This window comes from Rummeliibacillus sp. TYF-LIM-RU47, assembly GCF_008638315.1.
GTDB classification, from domain to species: Bacteria; Bacillota; Bacilli; order Bacillales_A; family Planococcaceae; genus Rummeliibacillus; species Rummeliibacillus stabekisii.
This window is the reverse complement of record NZ_VVIR01000006.1, coordinates 53684-79027: the sequence shown is the minus strand read 5'-3', so window position 1 is coordinate 79027 and position 25344 is coordinate 53684. Positions and strand designations below refer to the sequence as shown.

Sequence of the window (25344 nt, the reverse complement as noted above, 5' to 3'; positions counted from 1 at the left end):
CTCAAAGACGATGAGGTAGATAGGTTCGAGGTGGAAGTGTGGCGACACATGGAGCTGACGAATACTAATCGATCGAGGACTTAACCAAATTCTTAAGAACCTTCAATTCACGTTTATCCAGTTTTGAGAGAACAAAATCTCTACATATATGTGGAGTGATGATGGCAAAGAGGTCACACCCGTTCCCATGCCGAACACGGAAGTTAAGCTCTTTTGCGCCGATGGTAGTTGGGGGCTTCCCCCTGTGAGAGTAGGACGTCGCTTCGCAATCAAACACAGCTGATATTTCAGCTGTGTTTTTTTATATTGTTTTCTATACCATTTATATAAAATTAACGAGCCTCATTCATTGATTAGCCTTCAGAAAAACAGGGTAAACTAAAGTAACTAAAAAATGGGGTGAAGTTAATGAATAACAATTATGATGCAAATGAGGTTGAAAAAGTAAGAGAGCTCATTAAAGACGTAGAAACAGCTATGCTGACAACAATTTCACAAGACGGATTAGTATCTCGTCCGATGAAGACTCAAGAAGTCGAGTTTGATGGGGATTTATGGTTCTTCACGAAAAAGGAAACCGAAAAGTATGATGAAATTAAAAAAGAAGCAGACGTAAATGTATCTTATGCTGGTAAATACTATGTCTCTGTACGAGGTAAAGCCATTATCGTAGATGATGTAAACAAGAAAAAAGAATTATGGAGTGCAGCTTATGAAAAGCTTTTAAATACGAGCTATGACGATCCTAATTTGATTTTAATCAAAGTGGAGGCAGAGTCAGCAGAGTATTGGGAAACAGGCAATATGATGAAAAGCATGGTTCATCTTTATAAGAAGATGAGAGGCAATGATGATGACGCCAACAAAATGAATAATACAATTGAGCTCGATTAATATTTAAAAACTATCTTCAATTTTTTAATTGAAGATAGTTTTTTATATAGCATGAAAATGTGGCAGTTTGAACATTTCAGGAGATTTAGGTAAACTAGGAGTAATGAGAATGTGAGAGGACGAGTCTTATGACGATGGAAATCATGGTTGCTTCTTTAGAAGAGACCACAGAGTTGGCTATGAAATTGGCCGATTTATTAGAATCAGGTGATGTACTCACTTTAGAGGGAGATTTAGGTGCAGGGAAAACAACCTTTACACAAGGTATCGCCAAGGGTTTAGGCATTACGCGAACAGTTAACAGCCCTACATTTACGATTATGAAACAATATGAAGGTAGATTACCTCTTAATCATCTTGACGTATATCGGCTTGCGGACGGCGAAGAAGATTTAGGATATGATGAATTATTCTATGGTGATGCCGTTTCGATTATTGAATGGGCTCATCTAATAGAAACAGATTTACCTGCTGATCGTTTAGCCATTGAGATTAAGCGGATTGACGATAATAAAAGAAAGTTTATATTAATACCTTTTGGGAAACGGTATGAACTATTGTGTGAGGAGTTAAAAAAGTGATTTGGTTAGGAATAGATACAGCAAATTCACCCTTGGCAGTAGCTATTGTGAAGGATGGAAAAATTGTAGCGGCGGAAGCTAGAAATATGAAAATAAATCATTCAGCTAGTGTGATGCCGGCTATTGAAGATATTATCAAAAAAGCAGGCCTTTCACCAAGCGATATAGATGCGATTGCAGTTAGCCAAGGGCCTGGCTCTTATACGGGGGTCAGGATTGGCGTAACCGTAGCTAAAACATTAGCATGGACGCTTCAAATTCCGTTGGCTGGTGTATCCAGCTTAAAAGTATTAGCCGCAAATGCCGGTATATATCAAGGCCTTGTATGCTCAGTCATTGATGCAAGACGTGAAAATGTGTATGGCGGTGTATACAATTCCGCTCATCAATTAGAATCGGTTATTGATGATGGGCATTATAGCATGGCTTCTCTTTTAGAGAAATTAAAAGAAATTGGTCAACCTGTCCTTTTTATCGGGCAAGATGTAGATGTTTTCTGGCAACAGATTAAACAACAATTAGGAGAGCTTGCTACGCGCGCTCCATATACGTTTGATTTACCTAGTGCAGGGCAACTCATTTATCTAGCGGAGCAGGAAGAATTACCGGCAGTGGAAGACACACATCATTTTGTGCCAACTTATTGCCGACTGGTAGAAGCAGAAGCCAATTGGTTGAAAGAACAGAAGGAACAAAAACGATGATTACTTATAGAGAGATGACAGTTGAAGATGTAGAAGCAGTCCATGCGATAGAGGAAGCCTCTTTTCCTACACCATGGACAGTAGAGGCTTTTTATCAAGAAATGACTCGTAATACACAAGCCACATATATAGTTGCTGTAGAAGAGACAGGGAAGCTTATAGGCTTTTGTGGTATGTGGATTGTACTTGATGAAAGCCAAATTACAAATGTTGCGGTCCTTCCGGAAGGCCGAGGCAGAGGTATTGGAGAAGGACTTATGCGTAAAGCAATAATGACAGCGAAAGAAAGAGGCGTTGTCATCATGAGCCTTGAAGTGAGGGTTTCCAATACGGTTGCTCAAAACTTGTACCGAAAACTTGGATTTCAAGCAGGCGGTATAAGAAAAGGGTACTATACTGATAATCAAGAGGATGCTCTTGTGATGTGGGTGAATTTATAATGGAGAACATATATATATTAGGAATTGAAAGCAGCTGTGACGAAACAGCCGCATCTGTAGTGAAGAATGGAACTGAGATTGTCTCAAATGTGGTAGCCTCACAAATTGAAAGTCACAAACGATTTGGAGGCGTCGTGCCAGAAATCGCTTCTAGGCATCACGTAGAGCAGATTACTGTCGTTATTGAAGAAGCGTTAAAGCAGGCGAATATACAACCTGCTGATTTAAATGCTGTCTGCGTGACAGAAGGTCCTGGCTTAGTAGGCGCTTTATTAATTGGCATCAATGCGGCAAAAGCATTTTCCTTTGCACATGGTTTACCCCTTATTGGCGTACATCATATTGCGGGTCATATTTATGCCAATGCACTAGTACAGCCTATGGAATTTCCACTATTAGCTCTGGTCGTTTCCGGAGGCCATACTGAATTGGTGTTGATGAAGGAAGACGGCAATTTTGAATTAATTGGTGAGACGCGTGATGACGCGGCAGGCGAAGCTTATGATAAAGTGGCAAGGGTATTGAACATTCCGTATCCAGGCGGTCCGCAGATTGATCGATTAGCACATGAAAGCGATGGTGAAGTCGATTTCCCTCGCGTATGGCTTGAGCCAGATTCATATGACTTTAGCTTCAGCGGATTAAAATCTGCTGTTATTAATTATAAACATAACGCAGACCAACGAGGAGAGGCTATTAATCCAATGCATGTGGCAAAGGGGTTCCAGGATAGTGTTGTGGAGGTATTGACAGCCAAAACCTTGAGAGCTGCACGGCAGTACAATGTGAAACAAGTGATAGCTGCTGGAGGTGTATCAGCCAATAAAGGCTTAAGAGATGCACTAACTGCAACCTTTAACAAAGAGGATATACCTTTTTATGTGCCACCGTTAAAATTATGTACAGATAACGCTGCTATGATAGCAGCTGCAGGGACTTCTATGTTTAAAGCGGGGAAAAGAAGCGATTTAACGTTAAATGGCCGACCTGGATTAGAGTTATTGTCCTGGAATAATTAAAGTTATACACAGAAAAGGACTTTCATGTAAAAATGAAAGTCCTTTTTGTAATAAAAAGTGTGAAAATTCTAAAATAATCCACAAACTGTGGACAGTTTGTGGATTAAATGTGTAATAACTAGATATAGTAGCAGTTTATACACATTTTTATGTGTATAACTAGAGTAAAATCTGTGGATAATGTGGAAAACTATTTTGAACCATTGAAAAATAAGGATTGTTTATGTGAATAAATTTGTGGAAAAAAATAGTTGGAAAATTAGCTATTGACCAATATATAGACAATATATGTGTTGTTACGACAAAAGGAGCTATCAAATGATTAATCATTCGACAGCTCCTTTTTATAACTACTAGTTATTCACAGCTTCTCAAGCTCTTCATTTAATTCAAGCCACTCTAATTCGAATACTTCATGCTGCTCTTTTAAATCATCTAATTGTGTTTGCAATTCCAGTACTTTTTCATGGTTCTGGAAGATTTCAGGGTCACAAAGCATCTTCTCAATGCCTTCTATTTGCTGGTCGAGCGTACTTAGCTGTTGTTCAATCTCTTCTATACGCCTGCTTACTTTTCGAATCTTTTTCTTCGCTTCTTTATCAATTTGCGTTGTTTTTTGTTTTTGATCGACTATTTCGATTGGCTTTTGCATTGCAGCCTGTTTTTCGGCAGCTATTTCTTCAAGCTCATGCTTCTTTTCAACGTAATAGTCGTAGTCGCCAAGATATTCAGTTGTCCCATCATGCGAAAGTTCAACTACTTTAGTAGAGATACGATTGATAAAGTAACGGTCATGCGAAACAAATAGCAATGTGCCAGGATAATCTACTAATGCATTTTCCAATACCTCTTTGCTGTCCAAATCAAGGTGGTTAGTCGGTTCATCAAGAATGAGGAAGTTTGCCTTTTGGAGCATTAGTTTTGCCAGAGCAAGCCTTGCCTTTTCACCGCCTGATAAATCACGAACAATTTTATCTACATCTTCTCCTGAGAAGAGGAAGCGGCCTAAAACTGTCCGAATGTCCTTTTCATTCATTAAAGGCCATTCATCCCATAGTTCTTTTAATATCGATTTATTACTATCTAGTTTTGCGAGTTCCTGATCATAGTAGCCGATCTGAACATTGGTGCCGAAATAGATTGTTCCAGAAAGCGGTGATTCATCTTTTATAAGTGTCTTTAATAATGTCGATTTTCCCACGCCATTCGGGCCGACTAAAGAGATCCGATCTGTACGGTAAACATGCAGCTGGATATTTTGAGAGACAGGAATTCCTTCATAGCCTATTGTTAAGTCATTCACCTGCAACACATCATTGCCGCTTTGGCGTTCAATCTCAAATGAGAAAGTAGCAGATTTTTCATCTCCTTCTGGAGAATCCATCCACTCTGTTTTTTCAAGTATCTTGCGCCTGCTTTGTGCGAGCTTTGTTGTAGAGGCTCGTACAATATTTTTTTGAATAAAGTCTTCTAGCTTTGCCTTTTCGCCTTGTTGCTTTTCATACAGCTTGCGGTCACGTTCATAGTTTTTTGCCTTTTGGTCCAGGTAATTACTGTAGTTTCCAGTAAATTTGTTGACATGGTGGCGTGATACTTCATAAACGATTGAAACGATTTGATCGAGGAAATAACGGTCATGGGATACAATTAAAATCGCTCCATCATAACTCTTTAAGAAGGTTTCGAGCCAGTTTAGTGTCTCGATATCTAAATGGTTGGTTGGCTCGTCCAAAATCAACAGATCGGGCTTGCTTAATAATAGTTTTGCAAGGGCGAGACGTGTACGTTGCCCTCCAGATAGCTCAGATATTTTTTGATCATAGCTGTCAGGATAGAACTGCATGCCGTGCAGAATAGAACGTGTATCAGCTTCATATTGATAGCCGCCTCTTTCTTTGAAATCATGCTGCAATTGATCATATTCTGTCATGACCTTTGCATATTGATCAGGATTTTCATAGACCTCAGGATCAGCCATTTTCAGTTCTAGAGTACGAATCGTTTGTTCCAGCTTTTTCAATGGTTCAAAAATCGCCATCATTTCTTCCCAAATAGATAGGGTCGATTCTAATCCGGCATGTTGGTCTAAATACCCTAGCCGAATATCCTTCGGTTTAATGATTTCGCCAGAATCATATGAAAGTTTGCCTGCGATAATTTTTAAAAGGGTGGATTTTCCCGCGCCATTTCTTCCAACGAGGGCAACGCGGTCACGATGCTGCACTTCTAATTTAACACCGCTTAAAATTTCATCACCCATATAAGATTTATATAATTGATTGACCTGTAAAACGATCATATATTTACACCTCAGTTCACTCCTAGTTTATAGGAAGTCGGAAGGGTATGCAACGAGGATTACTTTGCAAAAAAGCTAATTATCATGTACTATTGAAGGGATTTTGATTTGCTAGCAGGAGGAAAAAGCGTGAAGTCCACAAGTAAAATTCCACAAGCTACAACCAAAAGACTGCCTCTCTATTATCGCTTTATCTTAAAGTTTGCAGAGGATGGGCAAGAAAGAATCTCTTCCAAAGAATTAAGTGAAGCGATGAACATTGACTCTGCAACAATTCGCCGTGATTTTTCCTATTTTGGAGCACTCGGCAAAAAAGGGTACGGCTATGAAGTGCAATATTTATTAACGGTCTTTCGTAGTGTATTAGATCAGGATGAACGTATGAATGTAGCCATTATTGGAGTAGGGAATCTTGGCAGTGCTTTGTTAAAATATAATTTTCAAAAGAACCATAATATGAAAATTGTTGCAGCATTTGATACAAGCGGAACAAAAGAAGGTAAGTATATCAATGATATCCCTGTTTTTCCGCCAGAATTATTAGAAGAAAAATTTTTAGAATACAAAGCGGAGTTGCCTGTTTTGACGATACCCGCCCGTTCTGCACAGCAAATGGCCGATAGGCTTGTCGCGATGGGGGTAAAAGGCATCTTAAATTTCGCTCCTGTCACATTGCATGTTCCTGATGATGTACGTGTACATACAATCGATTTGACAGTAGAACTACAGACATTAAGCTATTTCATGCGTAATGACGAAAGATAGATTAACTTCTATACAAATAGATAAAAGTGGCGCACAAGTCAACCAACTTGTGCGCCACTTTTTTGTCGAAAAAAGGATTCTTTTTATATTCAAACTTGAAATGAAATGTATATTGGGATAAAAAAATGCATATGGTTATAACGTTAGACATTTATAAGATAGGTTAGGTGATTAGATGGATAAGTACTCGCAAAACAAAAAGTCTGTTAAAAAGGATGCAAAGCAAGAGCAATTAGATCAATATCGTAAAAGTAATGATGGAAAGCCGTTAACAACCCAAGAAGGCCGAAAAATATCCAATGACTCGGAAACACTAAAAGCAGGAGTCAGGGGTCCTTCCTTACATGAGGATTATTGGTTTCTCGAAAAAATGTCGCACTTTAACCATGAGGAAATTCCAGAACGAGTTGTGCATGCAAGGGGCTATGGTGCCTATGGGGAGTTTGAATGTTATCAATCGATGGAGCACGTGACAGAGGCTTGCCTTTTCCAAGAACCTGGAAAGAAGACGCCTTTAGCTGTGCGTTTTTCTACTGTCCAAGGCCCGAAAGGCTCCTATGATACAGCGCGTGATTTACGCTGCTTAGGCGTAAAATTTTATACAGAAGAGGGCAACTACGATTTAACGACTATCGCTATGCCTGTGTTAATTAACCAAGATCCGATGAAATTCCCGGATGCCATGCATGCTTATCAAAATAAACAGGATGATGGAATCCCAACAGCAACAGGTGCGCATGATCGTTTCTGGGATTATGTAGCGAATAATCCCGAAGCACTTCACATGGTAACATGGATTATGTCTGACCGCGGAATAATAAAGAATTATCGAGTGATGGAGTCTTGGTCGATTAATACTTACTTATTCGTCAACAAAGCTGGCGTCGCAACTTTTGTAAGATTTGTTTGGAAACCGGTTCTAGGCGTTCATTCTCTACTTCAAGATGAAGCATTAAAAATTGGTGGTATTGACCCAGACTTCCATCGAAAAGATTTACGCGAAGCTATTGATAAGGGTGCGTTCCCTGAGTATGAACTAGGCGTTCAGCTAATTCCGATGGAGGATGAATTCAAATTTGACTTCGATGTGTTGGATCCTGCTAAATTCTGGCCTGAAGAGCTAGTGCCAGTTCAACTAATTGGTAAAATGACCCTTAATCGTAATATTGATAATTACTTCTCAGAAATGGAGCAAATCGCATTCAATCCTGCAAACGTAGTGCCGGGTATCGGTTTCTCAAATGATCCTGTTTTACAAGGAAGATTAATTGCTTATCGAGATACACAGCAACATCGCCTTGGCAGTGCTAACTATCTTGAATTACCGGTAAATAAACCGCTCTGTCCTTTCCACAATAATACGCGCAGGGGCTTTATGAGAATGAGAATAGATGTGGACCAAGTAAACTATCACAATAACTCATTAATGGATAATACACCGCATACATCCACACCTGAAGAAGGTGGTTATGTACATTACCCGAAAAAAGTAGAAGGGCATGTTATCCGTGGAAGAAGCAAGTCGTTTAACGATTACTTCTCACAAGTACGTATTTTCTGGAACAGCTTGACGCCAATTGAAAAGCAACACACTATTGAAGGATTCAGCTATCAGCTTGGAAAAGTAAAGAGCGAATCAGTTCGTCAGCAAAATGTCGATTTAATAGTAAATGTAGACAAAGAATTAGCTTGCATCATCGCGGATAATATCGGTGTAAGACAGCCGAGCGGTGACAATGTGCCTGTCAATACTAGCTATGCATCCCTCAGCCAATCGACAACGCCTAAATATCCTTACACGCAAAAGGTGGGCGTGCTAATTGGTGAAGGATTCAATGGCCAAGAGGTAATGCAAGTTCTTAACTTCTTAGAGAGCAATGGTGTTTTCATTGATATTATAAGCGAAAGACTTGGAAATGTGACTGGAACAGACGGAGCGCAAATCAAAGTTAACCAAACCTTCATTACAGGAAGCCCGTATTTGGTTGATGCTCTTTATGTAGTCGGGGGAACTTCGAAATATCCAGCGAAGTTTATGCAAGATGTGTCTGACTTCGTACACAATGCGTATAAGCATTATAAACCGATTGGCGTAGGTACAGGCGGACAGTCATTCATCCAACAATCGCAAAACAATAATTTAGAGGGCGTAGTTTTTGCAGCTAATAATCCAAACTTTAATCAAGATTTCTTGAATGCAATTACTCAACAACGTTTCTGGAGCAGAACGTAAGGAAGAAGAGCAAATAGGATATGTTTCACTTAATTACTGGCTAGCTGTTTAGCCAGTTTTTTTATTATGTATGCAAAGAATACTCTTTTGTAGCAAATATAATATATTCAATCTAAGTAGAGTAGGGAAATTGTAGGTAAATATTTCACAATAAAATCGTGAATAGAATAGCCAAAAGCCTATTTTTACGTTAAAATAGGAGCAAGTATATGAGGAGGTGTCTGTAATGGGAATTAGTGCTGGAACTGCAGTAATTTTAGGAGTCGTTGCCATACTAATTTTCGGACCGAAGAAACTACCAGAGCTTGGTAAAGCAATGGGTTCTACTCTCCGTGAATTTAAGCATGCTACAAAAGGTTTAGCTGATGATGATGAGCCGAATAAAGTATCTGAAACAAAAAAGATTGAAGATAAATAAGTTAGGATGTTTAGTAAATGAATAACACAGAACTAACTATTGTCGAACATATAGAAGAATTAAGAAAACGGCTGATGATTGTTGCCGTTTTCTTTGTGGTTGCAGTGATTGGTAGTTTCTTTCTAGCACAGCCACTGATCCACTTTTTGCAATTTAGTAATGAAGCAAAGACTTTGCAGTTGCATTCATTTAAAGTGACGGATCCCGTCAATATTTATTTCCAAGTGATTTTTGTATTATCGATTGTTATGACATCGCCTGTTATTTTATATCAACTATGGGCCTTTATTACGCCTGGATTGTTTCCAAAAGAGCGTAAAGCGACATTACGGTATATCCCATACATTGTTTTCTTATTTGTGCTCGGCGTTATGTTTTCATATGAGGTTTTATTCCCTTATATGATTCATTTCATGACAGAGATGTCTACGGAAATGGATATTCAACAAACGATCGGCATTAATGAGTACTTCCAATTTTTACTCCAGCTGACGCTGCCTTTCGGTATCGTATTTGAGTTGCCTATGGTCGTATTGTTTTTAACGCGGCTTGGTATTATTACACCTCAAATGCTCAGCAAGTTCAGGAAGTATGCCTATTTCATCTTGTTGGTCGTTGCAGATATTATTACGCCAACAGATGTTCTGTCGCTTTTTATCGTGTCTATTCCTCTATGTATACTGTATGAGATTAGTATTATGATTTCTCGAGTAGGTTATCGAAAATATATTAGAGCAGAACAGCAAAGACAAATAGAAATGCAACAACAATAGTAGAATAAACTGTAATCAAACGAAACTATTTGATTGCAGTTTTTTTATGCAAATGAAACAAAACCCTTCTTATAAAAGAAGGGTTTTGTGTATAGTTGGAGAAATAGAGAGTATAGCTTACTGATGCTGTTCTAAAAACTTCACGATGGGTTCCTGATAGAGCTGAATAGCGGTCACAAATCCATTTAGCATCATATGGGCAATGATAGACGTAATAATACGCCTTGTACGATAATAAAGAAAAGCGAATATAAAACCAGAAATGGCATAGATAATAATGTGAGTAAAATCAAAGTGAATGACAGCAAATACAAGCGAGCTGATCAGCGCAGCGATAAAGAAGTTCGTCGTTTGGATGAGCGAGCCAAATATAACACGCCGAAAAACAAACTCTTCTAGGATAGGACCGATAATAGCTAGCGCCAAAATAGCAACAGGTGCTGCATCTGCTATCGTTGTAAGGTTTGCTGTGTTTTCAGATGCCTGAGTAATGCCTAAGCTATGTTCGATAATGCCGCCGATCCACTGGCCTACAAATACAAGAAAGAATCCAATAACCCCCCAAAGAATAGATGTAGGGATAGATTCGGGTTTTTGTTTGAAAATTTTCCAGAAGTTTCGATTAAAGGCTATCACAATAAGAGATAATAGAAGAGCTGCTGCAAAACTTATGACGATATACCACCCATTAATAGTGAGGACCAATTCTTCTTTCCCCATAGTTGGATATCTTTTTTTCATGAACAGTGCAAACGGTCGCATGAAAACGACAGAAGAGAGCTGCATAGCAAGGTAAATCAATAAAATATATAACGCGGTTTTGTGTGATTTCAAACTCAATTTCCTTTCTGTTTTCTGCCTGTTTTCTTTATTGTAAATTAACTGAGAATAAAAACAAAATTTTTAATGCTTACCGCTTGCAAATGAAATGGGAATTCATTAATATAATAATTGTGTTAGCACTCAATAGTGAGGAGTGCTAATAAGCTAAGTATATACACATAATTCTAGGAGGTTGTTTCAATTGTTAAAACCATTAGGCGATCGTATTATTATCGAAGTTGTCGAAGTTGAAGAAAAAACTGCATTCGGCATCGTACTCCCAGACTCTGCAAAAGAGAAACCTCAAGAAGGAAAAGTAGTTGCAGTTGGTACTGGATTCTTAACAGATGGTGGTCAAGTGGTTCCACTTAACGTAAAGAGTGGGGACAACATTATTTTCTCTAAATACTCTGGAACAGAAGTAAAATATGAAGGCAAAGACTATTTAATTCTTCGCGAATCAGATGTTTTAGCAATCGTTGAATAAGAATAATAAACGTAAATGAAAAATAGATAAAATTTCAGGAGGTAATTTTTAATGGCTAAAGATATTCGTTTCAGTGAAGACGCACGCAGCGCTATGTTAAAAGGTGTAGATAAACTTGCAAACGCAGTAAAAGTAACATTAGGACCTAAAGGGCGCAATGTCGTGCTTGAAAAGAAATTTGGTTCACCATTAATCACAAATGATGGTGTAACAATCGCTAAAGAAATCGAATTAGAAGATCCATATGAAAACATGGGTGCAAAATTGGTTTCAGAAGTAGCTTCAAAAACAAACGAAATCGCTGGTGACGGTACGACTACTGCTACAGTTTTAGCTCAAGCTATGATTCGTGAAGGCTTGAAAAACGTAACAGCTGGCGCAAACCCAGTCGGCATCCGCAAAGGGATCGACAAAGCGGTAGCTACTGCTATTACTGAATTACAATCAATTTCTCAACCAGTTGAAAACAAAGAAGCTATTGCACAAGTAGCAGCTATTTCTTCAGCTGATGATGAAGTGGGCGAATTGATCGCAGAAGCAATGGAACGCGTAGGAAACGACGGCGTTATCACAATCGAAGAATCTAAAGGTTTCACAACAGAATTAGATGTTGTAGAAGGTATGCAATTTGACCGTGGCTACCTATCACACTATATGGTAACAGATACTGATAAAATGGAAGCAGTATTAGACAACCCATACATCTTAATTACAGATAAAAAAATCTCAAGCATTCAAGATGTGCTACCAGTTTTAGAACAAGTAGTTCAACAAAGCAAACCATTACTAATCATTGCTGAAGATGTTGAAGGTGAAGCTTTAACTACTTTAATCTTGAACAAACTTCGCGGTACATTCAATGTAGTGGCTGTGAAAGCTCCTGGCTTCGGTGACCGCCGTAAAGCAATGCTAGAAGATATCGCTATCCTAACTGGCGGACAAGTGATTACAGAAGATATCGGTTTGGACCTAAAACAAGCTTCAATTGAAATGCTTGGCCATGCTGGCAAAGTAGTTGTAACAAAAGACCACTCTACAATCGTAGAAGGTTCAGGTTCAACTGACGCAATCGAAGCTCGCGTAGGTCAAATTCGTGCTCAATACGAAGAATCTACTTCTGAATTCGATAAAGAAAAACTACAAGAACGCCTTGCTAAACTTGCTGGCGGCGTAGCTGTCATCAAAGTTGGTGCAGCAACTGAAACAGAATTGAAAGAACGCAAACTTCGCATTGAAGATGCTCTTAACTCTACGCGTGCAGCAGTAGAAGAAGGTATCGTTGCAGGTGGTGGTGTAGCACTAGTAAGTGTCTACAACAAAGTAGCTGAAATCGGCCAAGCAGAAGCAGGCGACGTGGAAACAGGCGTGAAAATCGTATTACGTGCTCTTGAAGAACCAGTACGTCAAATCGCTGACAACGCAGGCCTTGAAGGTTCTATTATCGTGGACCGCTTAAAACGTGAAGAAGTGGGCACTGGCTTCAACGCTGCAAACGGCGAATGGGTAAACATGATCGATGCAGGTATTGTAGACCCAACTAAAGTTACACGTTCTGCACTACAAAATGCAGCATCTGTAGCAGCTCTATTCTTAACAACAGAAGCAGTAGTAGCTGACATTCCAGAACCAGCTGGAGCAGCACCTGCAATGCCTGATATGGGCGGCATGGGCGGCATGATGTAATAAAGCCGTCAATCCCTTGATATATAAGGGTTTGTATGTAAGGTGAAAGTGATTTGCTAACATAGAGGATAATTTAGAGGCTTCTCATTAGTTGTAAAAACTTTTGGGAAGCTTCTTTTTTCATTTCTTTGGTAACGTGGAGATAGACATTCTTGGTGATTTGATCATCTGAATGGCCAAGTCTAACAATAATTTGTACAACTGGTACTATGAGACTTCAGACTAAGCAGTTTTAAATAATTATGCGAATTTGATTTGTGACTGATTAAAAGGAAGTAAAGATATCCTTTTGAAGATATTCAAATCAATATTTTAGCATTAGTTGGTTTGATGCAATTGATTAAAAATATTTTAATGAAGTTATTCAAGTGGGGAAAACTTTTTCAATATCAAAGTGACTAGTTTAAACCAGTTTATTTAGACATCTCGGTTCAAGATGATTTAAGATATCAAATCTATCATGATGATAATCCAGGGAACATATCATTAAAAATGTATTATGAAGAAACCGTGGCGGAGTTTGAAATAATTAAACTTCGAACATTTTGATCTGCATACAAAAGAATTTAGTACCTATTTAAATGGTAAATGAAAAAATAATTTAGATACTTACATATGGAAGAAATAAGGTGTCTTCTAAAGATGACGGAATCTGATAATAAAGAGTGAAAAGGTAATTTAAGCTTGTTCAGGTACATTGACAATTGTGAATTTTTTAAATTTTAGGTTGGAAATATTTTAAACGATTAAGCTACTGAAAAAAATTTAATAGTGCTTCGTTCTACATTGTCATATTCTCTAGGATAATGAATAGAATATATAACGTATAGGGACTTTTATTAATAATTGTTTAGACTGTAATCAAATTTAGGAAAAAAGTGCAAAAATAAAAGGTTGCCATCTAGGCAACCTTTTATAAGGCCCTTTAATCATATACTTTAACTGTAACTGATGATGGGTGGTTACTACCAACCATGAAGATATCATATGCTCCGGGCAGGCCAACACTAAAAACTGCACAATTATCACCACTTCCGGATGTTGTTGCATGTTTTTCTAAAGTAGTATAACTGTCTACTCCAAATTTGATTTTAGTTGATACATTTGGTGCACAAACTTTTAAGTCTCCACCGCCACTTTGTATACGAATACTCTTAGAAAATGTCCATGTTCCAAGATAATCCCATGTTCCAGCCCCATATGGTTGAATAACTGTATTTGTTTCTTCTTTTGGTTGAGTAGCTGCCTCAGCTATATTGTGAGGTGAAGCAAATAGAATAGACCCTGCTAAAGCTAAGCTAAATAATAAAGACTTCTTCATTTATATATCCCTCCAATTAAATAAGTACAATACTATTTTAGCAGAAAAATAATATAAAGTAAAATATTTACTTGTATAATTTTATATATTTATACAATTAAGTAATTAATATAGCAAATATTAAGAGCTATATTTATTATTAACTCTATGTTTAATTTAGAATAAAAGAAAATAAGTATAAAAAATCCATATATATGAATTTAGAAAAAACAAATAAAACTACAGACTTGCTGTATATTTTTATGATAGTTCAAGTACATATAAAGGGAAATCTGTATTTACCAAATGATGTAACATATAGGAGGTAGCTTATCGGTTATAATTAAATGAGAAAAACTTTTCTACAATCGTCATATGTTTAAGTAGATATAAAAAAGAAATCATAAGCAAGTTATAAGCTACTTATGGTTTCTAGTCTATTATTACCTATAATTGTATTCAACCAGTTGTCTTTAGAATATTGCAATCCGTAAAGATATCGATATTAATTCCCTCCTTCATTTTCATCACATATATTAACCCTTATGATATATAGCTATCAACAGTTATTTAATCATTCTATTCCTCAAATTATAATGGAGTTTTTGGCTGCGTAGCATAAGATGAAGTAGATGCTGCAGTAGAGGACTTTTCTTTATAATCAGGGTGGGGGATTCGTATGAAAGTGATTGAAGTTCAAAAAAGAGCATTCTTTTAAAATACTCTTTTAATATACTATTAGTTTCTTTACTCTGTAATTTGATATCGAGAACCGGATATACTATTTAGCTATTGTTTTAACATGAAATAAATTCCCCGTATTCTTTATCAATTTCTAATTTGCTGATTAAATTTATCTCAAATATAATCTAAGATGATGTTTCTTTTAATACAGAAGAAATTACCAAAGAGTATTCTGAAAAAAGATTCTTCAAATGGAATTATGCCAATAGCGATACATCAAGTATAGAAATGAAATATACTGTTTTTTGAAATATTATATGAATTTTAATAGTTGTTCAAATATTTTTAAAAATCTCGGTGAATTAGTAAACTACATGATAAATAAAAAAGATTCGTCTCCACCAGAAAAAGAACCTAGCAGTAATCTATGTGTTTGCGCATACATAATACACAGGAGGAATGAATCTGTGAAAAGGTGCAAACACTTTGCTACCCAATCAAATGTAAAACAGTAAAGTACCGTTTTATATATTACACACTTTCTGCTCACAGACGGCATAATGTAACTTCCACAGGATGTGGTGGCTTAGGTTTTGCGATTATTGTCACGGCTTTTTAGCCTAAGTTCCTACGCACCCAATTCCCTGATATATTTGAGTGTTGTATCTAAGTTAAAAGTGATCTGCAAGTAGAAATACTCCCTCTGTAAAGAGGGAGTATTTTTTTACTTTGATTAACTAACAGGTAGTTGTGTGAAAGAGGTGTTAACTGTCACCAAAGTAGAGCTGACTGTTCAGAATCTTTCTTTTCCTTGGGGAACCCAGCCAAATATTTCGCGTAAAGCATTCTTGATTTTCTGGCTTTTTTAATGGTACTTTTAGACCCAACTCTCGAAAACTTTAAATATGGTTTACGATTATTTAGCTCAATTAACCAAATATGATGATCGCGGTCAAGAGCGATATCGACACCAGATTTGAATATGGTATCATATTTATCAATCTCTCTAGCAGCTTTAATAGCAATTTCAGACATTTTCTGACGGATACTCAATGCCTCAGCTTCAGATAGATTGTATAAAGTTAAAAGCAAAGATTGCGCATTTTGCATTCTTCCGCCATTTAAGATGTTGCTAACGCCACTGCCTTTCCTGCCTTTCCTTGCCACCATCCCTATGTCTTCCCACTGGCCACTCTGGTTTTTTATAAGAGCAATTCGAAAATCAATGGGATGGTTTTTCTCTATTTCTATATCTATTTGTTGCTGTATAATAAACTTCTTACTTTTGAACTTAGATTTCACATAATCAAGTAGTTCGGTTTCAGAGGAAAAGTGGATGGTCTCGTTTTTTCTATTAAGACGGAATTTAACACGATATTGATTATGTTTCGCTATAAATTTTTCAATGCCATTTCCTGAGGATCCCGAGATAGGCTTTACATAAATGGTGCCAAGTTCTTTAAGATACTTTAAAATATCCGTGGGCTTCTTGTATAAGAAAGTTTTAGGAATATAGGGAAGTAAATCTGGATTTTTATGAAGTCGTTGATACATTTTCCATTTATTAATACCTGCTAGGTGAAAAAAACGCCGGCCATAAAGTTTTTTTAAATATTTCTTACTGTCACTAGGCATAGTTGTTCTTTTTACTATGACAGATGGAAATGGGAAAGTCCCTTCTACCCAGTTTTTAGTAGATGGATTGTAAAGAAAACCATGGACTTTAGAGTTATTTTCATCTATACCTTCCACCGATAATGCTAAAACGACGCCATTAACTAATCGATATTGTTTCTTTATTTGTTCAAGTTTTTTTATTTGTTTTAGTTTATTTACTTTCTTTTTAAGTTTTTTGTGAGAATTCGTTATCATCACGCCAATAAATGGCCCTATAATAATTTCATCATTTTGGATTGAAATTTCATAATCTACTTCTAAAGGAAGCCTCAGATTTTCTATGACAGTATTAGATAATCCGATTTCATTTTCTTTTATTGTATTTAATTGTTTGAATATGACTTCGGTTTTATGAAATCCAAAATGAATAGTTGTTTTTATCCTTGTTGCGTCTAGTAATTTTCTTTGCTTAGGATGTAATATGATGCATGGACTACCATCACTAATAGGAATTAATTTGTATACATTGTTCAATCAAGTACTTCCTTTCATATTGTTAATTTATAAGGTATAAAGCAGGATCGATTTTTTCTTATTTTGGTACAATGAAATTCAAAAGTTTCTAATGGACTCAGTAGAAACACATAGGTTATTTTATTTGTGCATTTGCTAGGAGCAATTTTGCTAATAATAAAGGGGATTAACTATTTATAGTGAGCAGCGATTCACAAAGTGATTTTTGTATAGTGAAAGGATGATGGGAAGGCGCACTTACCAATAGATTGTTTAAATGCTATGGCAAAGTCCCATCATGAGTTGGATTTGTCCTTTTTTATATGTGAAAATTGCAACCATTTCTTACAAAATGGTTGCGGTTTTGGAGATTTATTAAAAAACTAATTATTTCGGTTCAATTTCAGGGAGTGGTCGATTGACTAGATTAGGTGGAAACGGATTAATTGCACAGAAACAATTTAAATCAACAATTATGCAGCTTTTAGTTTTCCGAAGCGAGTACAAATCGTCACATGAGTCAATCGGAATTCCGTCCATATCTATGGCTTCAAGTATTGATAATTCAGCACAGCAGGTGTCCTCATTCAATTTTTCTAATCGAAAAAAAGGGGATACTGTACACTTTGTGAATGCTTTTAAAGGTTTTAGATTGTTATTCATTAAAAGCATAAAAGGTATGGTATCTGTCGTAGCAGAAAAACATATAAATTGAAACTCCATCAGTTGACCGGATAATATACTTTGTTCCTTCTGTAGTGTTTTCATTGCCTTGCAAACGCAATTTTTGTTATCCACCAAATCTCCCCTCCTCGGCAGACAATTTTAGATGTGCCATATTTCTATTGTATTTTGGATCACAAAGAAAGGGTTGGGTGATTGTGCTTCAATGCTATTTTTTCTGATTAGCGAGATAAGCAGCATATGGAATTGTATTCATTGCTGCCTCCAATTCTCGGTATATATATCCTGGTCTCCAGTTCACTTCAAAAATCCACAGCTTTTTATTTTCATCAATTCCAATATCAATTCCCAATTCATCTAATTGGTTATTATATAAGGCATCAAACTTTTGTAAAAAACGCAGGGGAAACTGTTCTAACATTCTAAGAATATCAAAGCTTTCTACACCATATTCTTTTTCTAGAAAAGATTCGAGCTTTCCAATATATCCTCCTGAACTGACATTACTAATAACTCCATCATCTGAACCGATCCTTGGGTAGATTAACGTAATCCCCCAATCACCAGAGCCATTTTTTTGAACATGGATTCGAAAGTCAAAAGGGAACCCGTCCTTTGTCCTGCTTGAAATATAAGGTTGAACGAGGTATGCCTTCTCTTCTATAACCATTTCAATTTTCTTGCGGAATTCAGTTATATTAACAGTTTTCCGATGAGAACCTTCTAACAGCTCAATCTGATCTCCATTGCGTTCAATAAAAATTAAACCTTTGCCCTGGTTACTCGATAAAGGCTTTATAACAATTTTTTTAAATCGTTTTAATGCAGATAAAACATCTGATGAATCCTTGATTATTTCAGAAGGTATTAAGTAATGCGCATATTCAGGTATTGTTTTTATTTTTCTAAATACTTTCATTTTGTTACCTATTGGATGACTGGTAAAAGGTATGGTTTTTTTAAGCTGTCGATATACTTTTTTCTGAAATGTAGTTTTCATACCAGTAGCATTATAAATCACATCAGGAAAGGGCATCTCTTTTAGAATCCAAGTTCCATTTTCATATTGATAGCCGTGAATGACTTTTTCTTCAAACCTAACAGCACTGGGAGAGAAGAAATAGAAATTAATGCCTTCCATCTTCGCAACTGAAGCACAGGTATAAGCTTTTTTAATGTCATGAGGATGTTTTCTATAATGAAGCATTGCAACGGTCACCATTATATCTCCTCCGATAACGGTTCAATATAGAATTTTATTTTTTTAAAAGCATTCAACGCATTTTCCTTTGCCTCATCTAATGTTTCACCAGTAGCCATTACATACCCATAACGATGGCCCATTGAAATAGGCGGTCTGATGACGGCTTTTTTACGTGACTTGATATAAACTTCTCTTACACCAGGTTCATTTGCAGCTCTTTTTTTACCTGTCACCTTTAAAAGTCGTCCAACAGAGTTTATCGTAATATAGTGTGTATAGAGATGTTTCTCGTGCTTCCTATCTACATTAGGTTCATCCCCAAGATAAAGTTTAATCGTTTCTTCTACCAAATTTATGCCGAACGCTTCTTCTATCATCCGATTCATCGCTCCACCAGATATTCTAGGATTAATCTCAATGAGCTTCCAATTTCCGTTTACATTTCTGATTTCAAGATGACAGGCAGCATTGGCTACTTTTAAATCGTTCATAATCGATTCCACTGTGCTGGACAGCTTTTTATAAAGGTCATCGTTTACGTTTAACTGAACTGCATAACCCGTTACAATAAACTTTAACTCTTTTGTAATTTCTTGTTTAAAAACAGCGACAATATTTATTTTGCCTTTGTGGACAAGGACTTCCACTAAATATTGTGGACCATCTAAATATTCCTCAAGTAATATTTGTTGGTCCGGATATATTCTTAAAAATTTCTTCATTATCTTCCTTAATTCAAATCTATTTTTAACCAAATAGACATCCTTTGAAGCTTTTGACATAGGTGATTTTACAATTAAAGGGAATTTGTGTTCTTTTTTAATAAAAGTACTGATATTATCCACTGGCTGAAAAACTTCAAATATAGGAGTTGTTGCATTTTCTTTTAATGCTCTTCTCGTTTCGGTTTTATCTTCCATGATCTTTAACGCTTCCACAGAAATATTTGATTTACATAATTCATTTGAAAGCTGTGCGGCTAATGACACGAAGGGATCTACAAAACTAATAATTGTTTTAATGATTTTGCCTTGTTCTTGAAGCTCAATAATTTGCTGACGGATGAGATCCTCTGTCATTTTATTAAAATGAACCATTTGCATAATATCCGGAAATTCTTTTCTTTGTTCTAAAAGCTTTTCTTTTTCAGTAAACAAAACGGTGTAAAAACCTAATCGAGCAGCCGTTTTTACAGCCTCCCTACTAGAACCGTTTTTTGTAGTTTCAATAAAAATCATTGTTTCCAATTTAACACTCTCCAAAGGAAATAACTTAGACCTAATTAGAAGTAACTAGCGTCCGAGTATTTTCGATTTACAATTTAGTGATACCTTATAGCTGCTAATTCAAATGTGAAGTGAGTAGAAATAACAATAATCATGTAAAGAATCTTTTTTCCCTTCAACCATTAAATCTTCGAAAGAACAAACGAGACTAATCACCTGTAATCAAATACATTCTATATGTATGTATAACCGATAGGGGTTGTATAGGTAAATTTACTATAAGGATTTATTTTCATAGCAATTAATCTATTCATTGTTTCAAGTGATTATTATTCACTTGAAGCAGCAAAACCAGTAAAAGTCATCAGAGAGAAGAATACAATGACCCAGATTTCATATAGCCCATCGTTGTCTTTTAGTCCGGAGGCGTTCAAATAAGCAACTTCCTTGTTTAAATGCAACTCTCATTCTATTAATTTCTCCCTCAACTAATTTATAATTTTTAAAATAAGAAAATGAAAATATTTTTATAATAGTTGTAACGAAACATTTAGTCGAGGTATTAATGATTTGAACAGCAAGAGAGAGAGGGTCGTTATGAATAAGCTTGAAGAAGAATACGAAGAAATCCAACCGAAAATCTACGCATTTTTTTATGCAAAGACAGGAAATCAGGCAACTGCTCAAGACCTTTGCCATGATACCTTTTATGAGGCATGTAAAAACATCGCATCATTTAATGGTGTTTCCACCTTATCGACTTGGATGTTTTCGATCGCAGTGAACTTATTGAAGAAGCATTACCGAAAAAATAAGTATCAGCGTAGCTTAATGCAAAAACTCTCCTTGATGCCAGAAACGGAAATCCATACTTTAGAAGAATTAGCCGAAATCAAAGAGGATACAAAAAAACTTTTATATCATATTTCAAAGTTGGAAGATTTAGCGAGAGAGATTGTACTGCTTCGTATATACGGAGAGCTGAGTTTTGCAGAGATTGGTGTATTAATCGGTAAATCTGAAAACTATGCACGGGTTAATTTTCACCGACTGAAATTAAGAATTCAAAAAGCAATGGAGCTGACTTTATGAAGACAAACTGTGCGGTGACGCAAGACTTACTGCCATTATATGAAGAAGAGTTATTGCATCTGGATACTCAACGGTTTGTTGAGGAACATTTGCAAAGCTGCCAAGAATGCCGGCATATAGCGGAACAATCACAAATTCCACTGCCTGCTGAAGTAAAACTCCACGGTGCTTCAAGGAACATGATTCGTAATATAACCGTGAAATTGACGACAATACAGATTTTCTTTGTAGCAATTGCCTTTGTATTAGCTATGAGTACGACCATTATGAATGACAACAGTGGGTTTATCCTGACCTACGCCATTTTGGGAGCAGTCACGTATCTGTTCTACCGATCTGTACTCGTTACCGTCCTGCTTGCGGGCGTACCGAATTTCCTGTGGAATTGCCTGTTATATATGACGGATTGGTTCGGTAAATTTTATGCTGACAGTTTTTCGGAAGCTCTTCAAATAGCACTGACTGCATTGATTATTCACCTGTTGGTTACTGTTATTGGAATCCTTATTGCCTTTTGTATTCTAAAAATAAGAGAGGAAAAATAAATATGAAAAAGAAAATAATATATAGTGTAATTGCCATTTCATTAATTGCCGTCATCGTGGTTGCTTACATTCAAATGAGCGGAAATACAATGGACAAACATAAAGCAAAAGAGAGTCTAGAAGCGTTTTTAGAACAAAATTATCCGGATATGAATTACAAGATTAAGCGATCTGTAGGATATGGATGGACTGACAGTACCTATCAGTTTAAAGTAGTGAAAAAGGATCCGTCAGCAGTTGAAACCACCTACTCATTCTATGTCTCAGGTATCGAACCCTATGAAGTCTTTAGTGATACGATTCATGAGTCTAACATAGACAAGGAGGCATCTAAAAAACTAAATACGGAGGCAGAGAGGTATATTCGAACGCTCCTTCGGAAAAAAGTGCCGCAAGTCGATTCAGTGGATACTGATGTAGAAGTATACAGTAAAGACGCCAAGGAATGGACGCCTCAGGTTAAAACACCAAAGCCTATCGTCATTATGCTAGAGATCGAAAAAGGGAAGCTAAAAAAAGAACAGATGCTACAACAGTGCAAGCTGATGCAGAAACTGTTGAATGACCAATCAATCGATTATAGTATGGTTGAGGCGGGGTATCGCAGTATAGTGAACGGGGAAGAAGATTATGAATATGTTAGCTTTACTCCAGAACAGAAACTGTCAATACAGGATATAAAATAAAATCAGTAAAATACCTGTTGTTATGTGAAGCTGGCATTTTTGGATTTACAACCTTTCCAATAAAAAATCCTTCTACCTTATAGGGTAGAAGGATTTTCTTCTGCTACGATTGACCTTTCACTCTCCGACTTCAAATATTTTCGATAACCAAAACGCGAGATTAAAATGCTAATCTCATACAAAATGCATAAAGGTATAGAGACTATAAATAGCGACATAACATCCGTTGGTGTAATAATATCCGCAATAACCATTAAAATGAAGTAGGCGTACTTCCGAAATTTACTGAGCATATGCGGCGTGATTATCCCAAGTCTTGTTAAAAATAGGACAACCATTGGCAATTCAAAGACAACTCCAAAGGGGAGTGTCAGCTGGAGCAGAAATTGAAAGTATTCATTAATGCCAATCGTTTGTTGGATATCCATATCCATAGACATTTCTGCCATGAAATGAATCATATAAGGAAATAAAATCTTATATGAAAACATAACGCCAAGCAAAAACAAAAATACAATATAAGGGATATACCGCAATGTTGCCTTTCGTTCTGTCGGATATAAACCTGGCGTGATAAAGGCCCATAGCTGATATAAAATAATAGGTGACGTCATAACAATTGCCAGTACAAAAATTACTTGGAAATAAATATTGACTGGATCTGTTACTTTAAAAGAATGGAGCTGTAATGTCTTTGCTTCATTGCTAAATTGCAAAAAGTGGATGAGAGGCTGTGCAAGAAAAAAACTAGCTATCACTGCCACCACAAAGAATACAGCAATAATCATCAATCGTTTCCTTAATTCGTCTATATGTTCGATAATCGATAGTTCAGTCTGGTTCATTTATAAACATCCTAGCTTATTTATCTTCGGACTTTGTAGATTCTGAAGGCTTTTTAGACGGCTCATCATCTTCCATTAATCCGTTTGTAGCTTTTTTGAATTCGCGAAGGGTAGTACCCATAGCTTTTCCTAGTTCAGGCAATTTCTTTGGTCCGAAAATGATTATGGCAACAACAGCAAGTATAATTGCCGTTACAGGGCTAATTCCCATTAATCACACCTCCTACATATTTAATAAAATGAACAACAAAATATGCGATGCTTATCTATAATTTTTAAAAGAGAGCTTATTGAAAATGTCTATAATAAAGTTGTATAAAGGATTAAGGATTCTCGCTTGTGTCACAACAAGTAAAGAAACAAAAAATCCGATAAAACCACCAGCTAAAACATCAAAGGGGTAGTGCACCCCGATATAAATCCTTGAAAGTGCCATAACACATGCTAATCCAAGCAGTATCAATCCGGCTTTTCGTCTATTCCAAAAAACTGCAAACGCCAAGGCGAATGATCCAGCAGCATGGTTACTGGGGAATGAAGGGTCCATATTTGATTTGTTAAATAACAATGTTACTGAATGGTCAACAAATGGTCGTGGTCGAAAATGGACGATTTCAATAATCATGTCTATCCCAAGTGTAAGAATGACAATAGTTAATGCAGACAAAACGATCTTCTGATTCTGTTCTTTATTTTTAGATTTTGAAAACCATAGCCAGATAAAAAATAATCCAAATAGCAGAGGGCCATATTTTGAAAAGTAGAGAACTAGATGATCAATAAAGATACTTTTTCCAGCAAATTGGTTAATGAGTTTAAAAATTTGATAATCTAAATTCAATGGGGACCTCTCCTAAATGAAGTAGTTTTATTTATTGGGTTTTCTCATGTTCACTAGTAGTTAAAAATGTTTTTAGGGCTTTTTTGTTCTTTTCAAGATCAACATCTAAGACAGCACCTACAATTTCATTTTTGTTCTCATAAGAATCTGCTATAGGGATACGCAATGTTTCCATGCCTTTTGATTTTCCAGCTAGTAAACCCTTAGCAATTGTAAGGATTGTTTTATTATCAACATTTGTCTCAATATAGCTATCAGCCGTTCCAAGTATCTTCGGTAAATTCACTAAAGTTTTCATACTGATGGCTTGTTCTTTCACTTTTGTTAAGACTTCTTGCTGTCGTTCTACACGACCAAAATCACTTAACCGATCATGTCGGTAACGTACATAACCTAGTACCTGATCGCCATGTAAAGTTTGTTTACCGGGATGCAAAGTCATACCAATGCCATATTCCATAGTAGAAGGAATATCCACAGTAATACCATCAGGTGCTAGTAGATCAATTATTTTAGAAAATCCTTTAAAATCGACAACAGCATAGTAATTTGCATCAATATCGAAATTTTGTTTTATGGTTTCTCTTAAAAGCTCAGGTCCGCCAAATGCATAAGCACTATTTATTTTTTGCATACCATGTTTTGGGATATCAACATATGTATCTCTCATGATAGAAACAAGCTTTACGTTATTTGTTTTTTGATCATAATGCGCAATCATTAAGGTATCTGATCTCGAATGTTCTTCTCCTCTTGAATCACTTCCTATTAACAATACATTCATCTTTCCAATATGCGTATCAGCACCTTCAAAAGGTTTAAATGTTGTTTTCACCTCTTTAGAAGGCCCTTTGTCTGCTGATGCCAGGCCACTATTATATTGATAACACCAATAGGTTACACCAGCTATAATGATCAAAATGAATGTTAAGAAGAGGTTTCTAAATACTTTCCGTTTACTATGTTTCATAAATTCACCTGCCTAAATC

The 25344-nt window shown here is 36.3% G+C and carries 25 protein-coding genes and 2 rRNA genes; 16 read left to right on the top strand and 11 right to left on the bottom strand.

The genetic code is table 11. The features are described from left to right. The 7 genes from F0527_RS16155 to tsaD all read left to right on the top strand — a co-directional run. A 23S ribosomal RNA gene (locus tag F0527_RS16155) occupies window positions 1-88 on the top strand; the annotation flags it as partial. A 63-nt stretch (window positions 89-151) separates the two neighbouring features. Further along, window positions 152-267, top strand: a 5S ribosomal RNA gene (gene rrf, locus F0527_RS16150). A gap of 141 nt (window positions 268-408) precedes the next feature. Beyond that, window positions 409-894 (top strand): pyridoxamine 5'-phosphate oxidase family protein, encoded by a 486-nt coding sequence (locus F0527_RS16145; protein WP_150285607.1) that lies wholly within the window; start codon window positions 409-411, stop codon window positions 892-894. A gap of 128 nt (window positions 895-1022) precedes the next feature. Then, window positions 1023-1475: a tRNA (adenosine(37)-N6)-threonylcarbamoyltransferase complex ATPase subunit type 1 TsaE gene (tsaE, locus tag F0527_RS16140; RefSeq protein ID WP_150285606.1), complete on the top strand. Its 453-nt coding sequence runs from the start codon at window positions 1023-1025 to the stop codon at window positions 1473-1475. Continuing rightward, window positions 1472-2179 (top strand): tRNA (adenosine(37)-N6)-threonylcarbamoyltransferase complex dimerization subunit type 1 TsaB, encoded by a 708-nt coding sequence (gene tsaB, locus F0527_RS16135; protein ID WP_150285605.1) that lies wholly within the window; start codon window positions 1472-1474, stop codon window positions 2177-2179. Before tsaE ends, tsaB begins: the two co-directional genes overlap by 4 nt. Beyond that, entirely contained in the window at window positions 2176-2619 is a 444-nt protein-coding gene (rimI, locus tag F0527_RS16130; protein ID WP_150285614.1) for a ribosomal protein S18-alanine N-acetyltransferase, read from the top strand. The genes tsaB and rimI overlap by 4 nt, the downstream gene beginning before the upstream one ends. Then, a complete protein-coding gene (tsaD, locus tag F0527_RS16125) occupies window positions 2619-3638 on the top strand; it encodes a tRNA (adenosine(37)-N6)-threonylcarbamoyltransferase complex transferase subunit TsaD (protein ID WP_150285604.1) in 1020 nt (339 codons plus the stop codon). Before rimI ends, tsaD begins: the two co-directional genes overlap by 1 nt. Window positions 3639-3999: 361 nt before the next feature. On the opposite strand, the gene F0527_RS16120 is transcribed toward tsaD, so the two are convergent. Next, complete coding sequence (locus F0527_RS16120; protein WP_150285603.1) at window positions 4000-5937, bottom strand: ABC transporter ATP-binding protein; 1938 nt, start codon at window positions 5935-5937, stop codon at window positions 4000-4002. A gap of 129 nt (window positions 5938-6066) precedes the next feature. On the opposite strand from F0527_RS16120, the gene F0527_RS16115 reads away from it, so the two are divergent. The 4 genes from F0527_RS16115 (at window position 6067) to tatC (F0527_RS16100) (ending at window position 10126) form a co-directional block, all read left to right on the top strand. Beyond that, window positions 6067-6702, top strand: coding sequence for a redox-sensing transcriptional repressor Rex (locus tag F0527_RS16115; protein WP_066790247.1), 636 nt, complete (start codon window positions 6067-6069; stop codon window positions 6700-6702). Window positions 6703-6877: 175 nt separating this feature from the next. Continuing rightward, window positions 6878-8935 (top strand): catalase, encoded by a 2058-nt coding sequence (locus tag F0527_RS16110; RefSeq protein ID WP_150285602.1) that lies wholly within the window; start codon window positions 6878-6880, stop codon window positions 8933-8935. 226 nt (window positions 8936-9161) lie between these two features. After that, complete coding sequence (locus F0527_RS16105; protein WP_066790243.1) at window positions 9162-9353, top strand: twin-arginine translocase TatA/TatE family subunit; 192 nt, start codon at window positions 9162-9164, stop codon at window positions 9351-9353. A gap of 17 nt (window positions 9354-9370) precedes the next feature. Continuing rightward, window positions 9371-10126, top strand: a complete 756-nt coding sequence (gene tatC, locus F0527_RS16100) for a twin-arginine translocase subunit TatC (RefSeq protein WP_066790241.1) — start codon at window positions 9371-9373, stop codon at window positions 10124-10126. A gap of 117 nt (window positions 10127-10243) precedes the next feature. On the opposite strand, the gene F0527_RS16095 is transcribed toward tatC (F0527_RS16100), so the two are convergent. Further along, on the bottom strand, window positions 10244-10960 hold the full coding sequence (locus tag F0527_RS16095; protein WP_223823634.1) for a CPBP family intramembrane glutamic endopeptidase: 717 nt from the start codon (window positions 10958-10960) through the stop codon (window positions 10244-10246). Window positions 10961-11150: 190 nt separating this feature from the next. On the opposite strand from F0527_RS16095, the gene groES reads away from it, so the two are divergent. Next, window positions 11151-11435, top strand: coding sequence for a co-chaperone GroES (gene groES, locus F0527_RS16090; protein ID WP_066790234.1), 285 nt, complete (start codon window positions 11151-11153; stop codon window positions 11433-11435). A gap of 51 nt (window positions 11436-11486) precedes the next feature. Next, on the top strand, window positions 11487-13118 hold the full coding sequence (gene groL, locus F0527_RS16085; protein WP_150285601.1) for a chaperonin GroEL: 1632 nt from the start codon (window positions 11487-11489) through the stop codon (window positions 13116-13118). 925 nt (window positions 13119-14043) lie between these two features. On the opposite strand, the gene F0527_RS16075 is transcribed toward groL, so the two are convergent. From F0527_RS16075 to F0527_RS16055, 5 genes are all read right to left on the bottom strand, one after another. Further along, window positions 14044-14439, bottom strand: a complete 396-nt coding sequence (locus tag F0527_RS16075; RefSeq protein WP_150285600.1) for a hypothetical protein — start codon at window positions 14437-14439, stop codon at window positions 14044-14046. A gap of 1434 nt (window positions 14440-15873) precedes the next feature. Then, the gene (locus F0527_RS16070; RefSeq protein WP_150285599.1) at window positions 15874-17253 is read right to left on the bottom strand and encodes a YheC/YheD family endospore coat-associated protein; all 1380 of its coding nucleotides are present in this window, start codon (window positions 17251-17253) and stop codon (window positions 15874-15876) included. A gap of 366 nt (window positions 17254-17619) precedes the next feature. Next, complete coding sequence (locus tag F0527_RS17470) at window positions 17620-17895, bottom strand: CotY/CotZ family spore coat protein (protein WP_446739439.1); 276 nt, start codon at window positions 17893-17895, stop codon at window positions 17620-17622. A gap of 229 nt (window positions 17896-18124) precedes the next feature. Further along, window positions 18125-19138: a YheC/YheD family endospore coat-associated protein gene (locus F0527_RS16060; protein ID WP_150285597.1), complete on the bottom strand. Its 1014-nt coding sequence runs from the start codon at window positions 19136-19138 to the stop codon at window positions 18125-18127. Beyond that, window positions 19138-20358, bottom strand: a complete 1221-nt coding sequence (locus F0527_RS16055; RefSeq protein ID WP_370454702.1) for an ATP-grasp domain-containing protein — start codon at window positions 20356-20358, stop codon at window positions 19138-19140. Before F0527_RS16055 ends, F0527_RS16060 begins: the two co-directional genes overlap by 1 nt. Before the next feature lie 585 nt (window positions 20359-20943). Here F0527_RS16055 and F0527_RS16050 point away from each other — a divergent pair. From F0527_RS16050 to F0527_RS16040, 3 genes are read left to right on the top strand one after another with little or no spacing between them, the layout of a single operon-like run. After that, window positions 20944-21438 carry an RNA polymerase sigma factor gene (locus F0527_RS16050; protein WP_150285595.1) on the top strand — a complete coding sequence of 165 codons (495 nt, stop codon included), beginning with the start codon at window positions 20944-20946 and terminating at the stop codon, window positions 21436-21438. Next, the gene (locus tag F0527_RS16045) at window positions 21435-21983 is read left to right on the top strand and encodes a zf-HC2 domain-containing protein (RefSeq protein WP_150285594.1); all 549 of its coding nucleotides are present in this window, start codon (window positions 21435-21437) and stop codon (window positions 21981-21983) included. The genes F0527_RS16050 and F0527_RS16045 overlap by 4 nt, the downstream gene beginning before the upstream one ends. 2 nt (window positions 21984-21985) lie before the next feature. Next, entirely contained in the window at window positions 21986-22669 is a 684-nt protein-coding gene (locus F0527_RS16040; RefSeq protein ID WP_150285593.1) for a YfjL-like protein, read from the top strand. 77 nt (window positions 22670-22746) lie between these two features. Here F0527_RS16040 and tatC (F0527_RS16035) read toward each other — a convergent pair whose 3' ends face one another. Genes tatC (F0527_RS16035) through F0527_RS16020 form a run of 4 tightly spaced genes read right to left on the bottom strand, consistent with a single transcriptional unit; the run spans window position 22747 to window position 25325 of the window. Beyond that, complete coding sequence (tatC, locus tag F0527_RS16035; protein WP_150285592.1) at window positions 22747-23514, bottom strand: twin-arginine translocase subunit TatC; 768 nt, start codon at window positions 23512-23514, stop codon at window positions 22747-22749. A gap of 16 nt (window positions 23515-23530) precedes the next feature. Next, window positions 23531-23725: a twin-arginine translocase TatA/TatE family subunit gene (gene tatA / locus F0527_RS16030; RefSeq protein ID WP_066790201.1), complete on the bottom strand. Its 195-nt coding sequence runs from the start codon at window positions 23723-23725 to the stop codon at window positions 23531-23533. A gap of 51 nt (window positions 23726-23776) precedes the next feature. After that, window positions 23777-24355, bottom strand: a complete 579-nt coding sequence (locus F0527_RS16025) for a phosphatase PAP2 family protein (protein WP_150285591.1) — start codon at window positions 24353-24355, stop codon at window positions 23777-23779. A 31-nt stretch (window positions 24356-24386) separates the two neighbouring features. Then, window positions 24387-25325: an LCP family protein gene (locus F0527_RS16020; protein ID WP_150285590.1), complete on the bottom strand. Its 939-nt coding sequence runs from the start codon at window positions 25323-25325 to the stop codon at window positions 24387-24389. Window positions 25326-25344: the final 19 nt, after the last annotated feature.

What these genes read in the sequence shown, in the direction of transcription:
- F0527_RS16145 (WP_150285607.1), top strand. Translation starts at nt 409, where the DNA reads ATGAATAACAATTATGATGCAAATGAGGTTGAAAAAGTAAGAGAGCTC.
- tsaE (WP_150285606.1), top strand. Translation starts at nt 1,023, where the DNA reads ATGACGATGGAAATCATGGTTGCTTCTTTAGAAGAGACCACAGAGTTG.
- rimI (WP_150285614.1), top strand. Translation starts at nt 2,176, where the DNA reads ATGATTACTTATAGAGAGATGACAGTTGAAGATGTAGAAGCAGTCCAT.
- tsaD (WP_150285604.1), top strand. Translation starts at nt 2,619, where the DNA reads ATGGAGAACATATATATATTAGGAATTGAAAGCAGCTGTGACGAAACA.
- F0527_RS16120 (WP_150285603.1), bottom strand. Translation starts at nt 5,937, where the DNA reads ATGATCGTTTTACAGGTCAATCAATTATATAAATCTTATATGGGTGAT.
- F0527_RS16110 (WP_150285602.1), top strand. Translation starts at nt 6,878, where the DNA reads ATGGATAAGTACTCGCAAAACAAAAAGTCTGTTAAAAAGGATGCAAAG.
- F0527_RS16105 (WP_066790243.1), top strand. Translation starts at nt 9,162, where the DNA reads ATGGGAATTAGTGCTGGAACTGCAGTAATTTTAGGAGTCGTTGCCATA.
- tatC (WP_066790241.1), top strand. Translation starts at nt 9,371, where the DNA reads ATGAATAACACAGAACTAACTATTGTCGAACATATAGAAGAATTAAGA.
- groL (WP_150285601.1), top strand. Translation starts at nt 11,487, where the DNA reads ATGGCTAAAGATATTCGTTTCAGTGAAGACGCACGCAGCGCTATGTTA.
- F0527_RS16075 (WP_150285600.1), bottom strand. Translation starts at nt 14,439, where the DNA reads ATGAAGAAGTCTTTATTATTTAGCTTAGCTTTAGCAGGGTCTATTCTA.
- F0527_RS17470 (WP_446739439.1), bottom strand. Translation starts at nt 17,895, where the DNA reads ATGAATAACAATCTAAAACCTTTAAAAGCATTCACAAAGTGTACAGTA.
- F0527_RS16060 (WP_150285597.1), bottom strand. Translation starts at nt 19,138, where the DNA reads ATGGTGACCGTTGCAATGCTTCATTATAGAAAACATCCTCATGACATT.
- F0527_RS16055 (WP_370454702.1), bottom strand. Translation starts at nt 20,358, where the DNA reads ATGATTTTTATTGAAACTACAAAAAACGGTTCTAGTAGGGAGGCTGTA.
- F0527_RS16050 (WP_150285595.1), top strand. Translation starts at nt 20,944, where the DNA reads ATGAATAAGCTTGAAGAAGAATACGAAGAAATCCAACCGAAAATCTAC.
- F0527_RS16045 (WP_150285594.1), top strand. Translation starts at nt 21,435, where the DNA reads ATGAAGACAAACTGTGCGGTGACGCAAGACTTACTGCCATTATATGAA.
- F0527_RS16040 (WP_150285593.1), top strand. Translation starts at nt 21,986, where the DNA reads ATGAAAAAGAAAATAATATATAGTGTAATTGCCATTTCATTAATTGCC.
- tatC (WP_150285592.1), bottom strand. Translation starts at nt 23,514, where the DNA reads ATGAACCAGACTGAACTATCGATTATCGAACATATAGACGAATTAAGG.
- tatA (WP_066790201.1), bottom strand. Translation starts at nt 23,725, where the DNA reads ATGGGAATTAGCCCTGTAACGGCAATTATACTTGCTGTTGTTGCCATA.
- F0527_RS16020 (WP_150285590.1), bottom strand. Translation starts at nt 25,325, where the DNA reads ATGAAACATAGTAAACGGAAAGTATTTAGAAACCTCTTCTTAACATTC.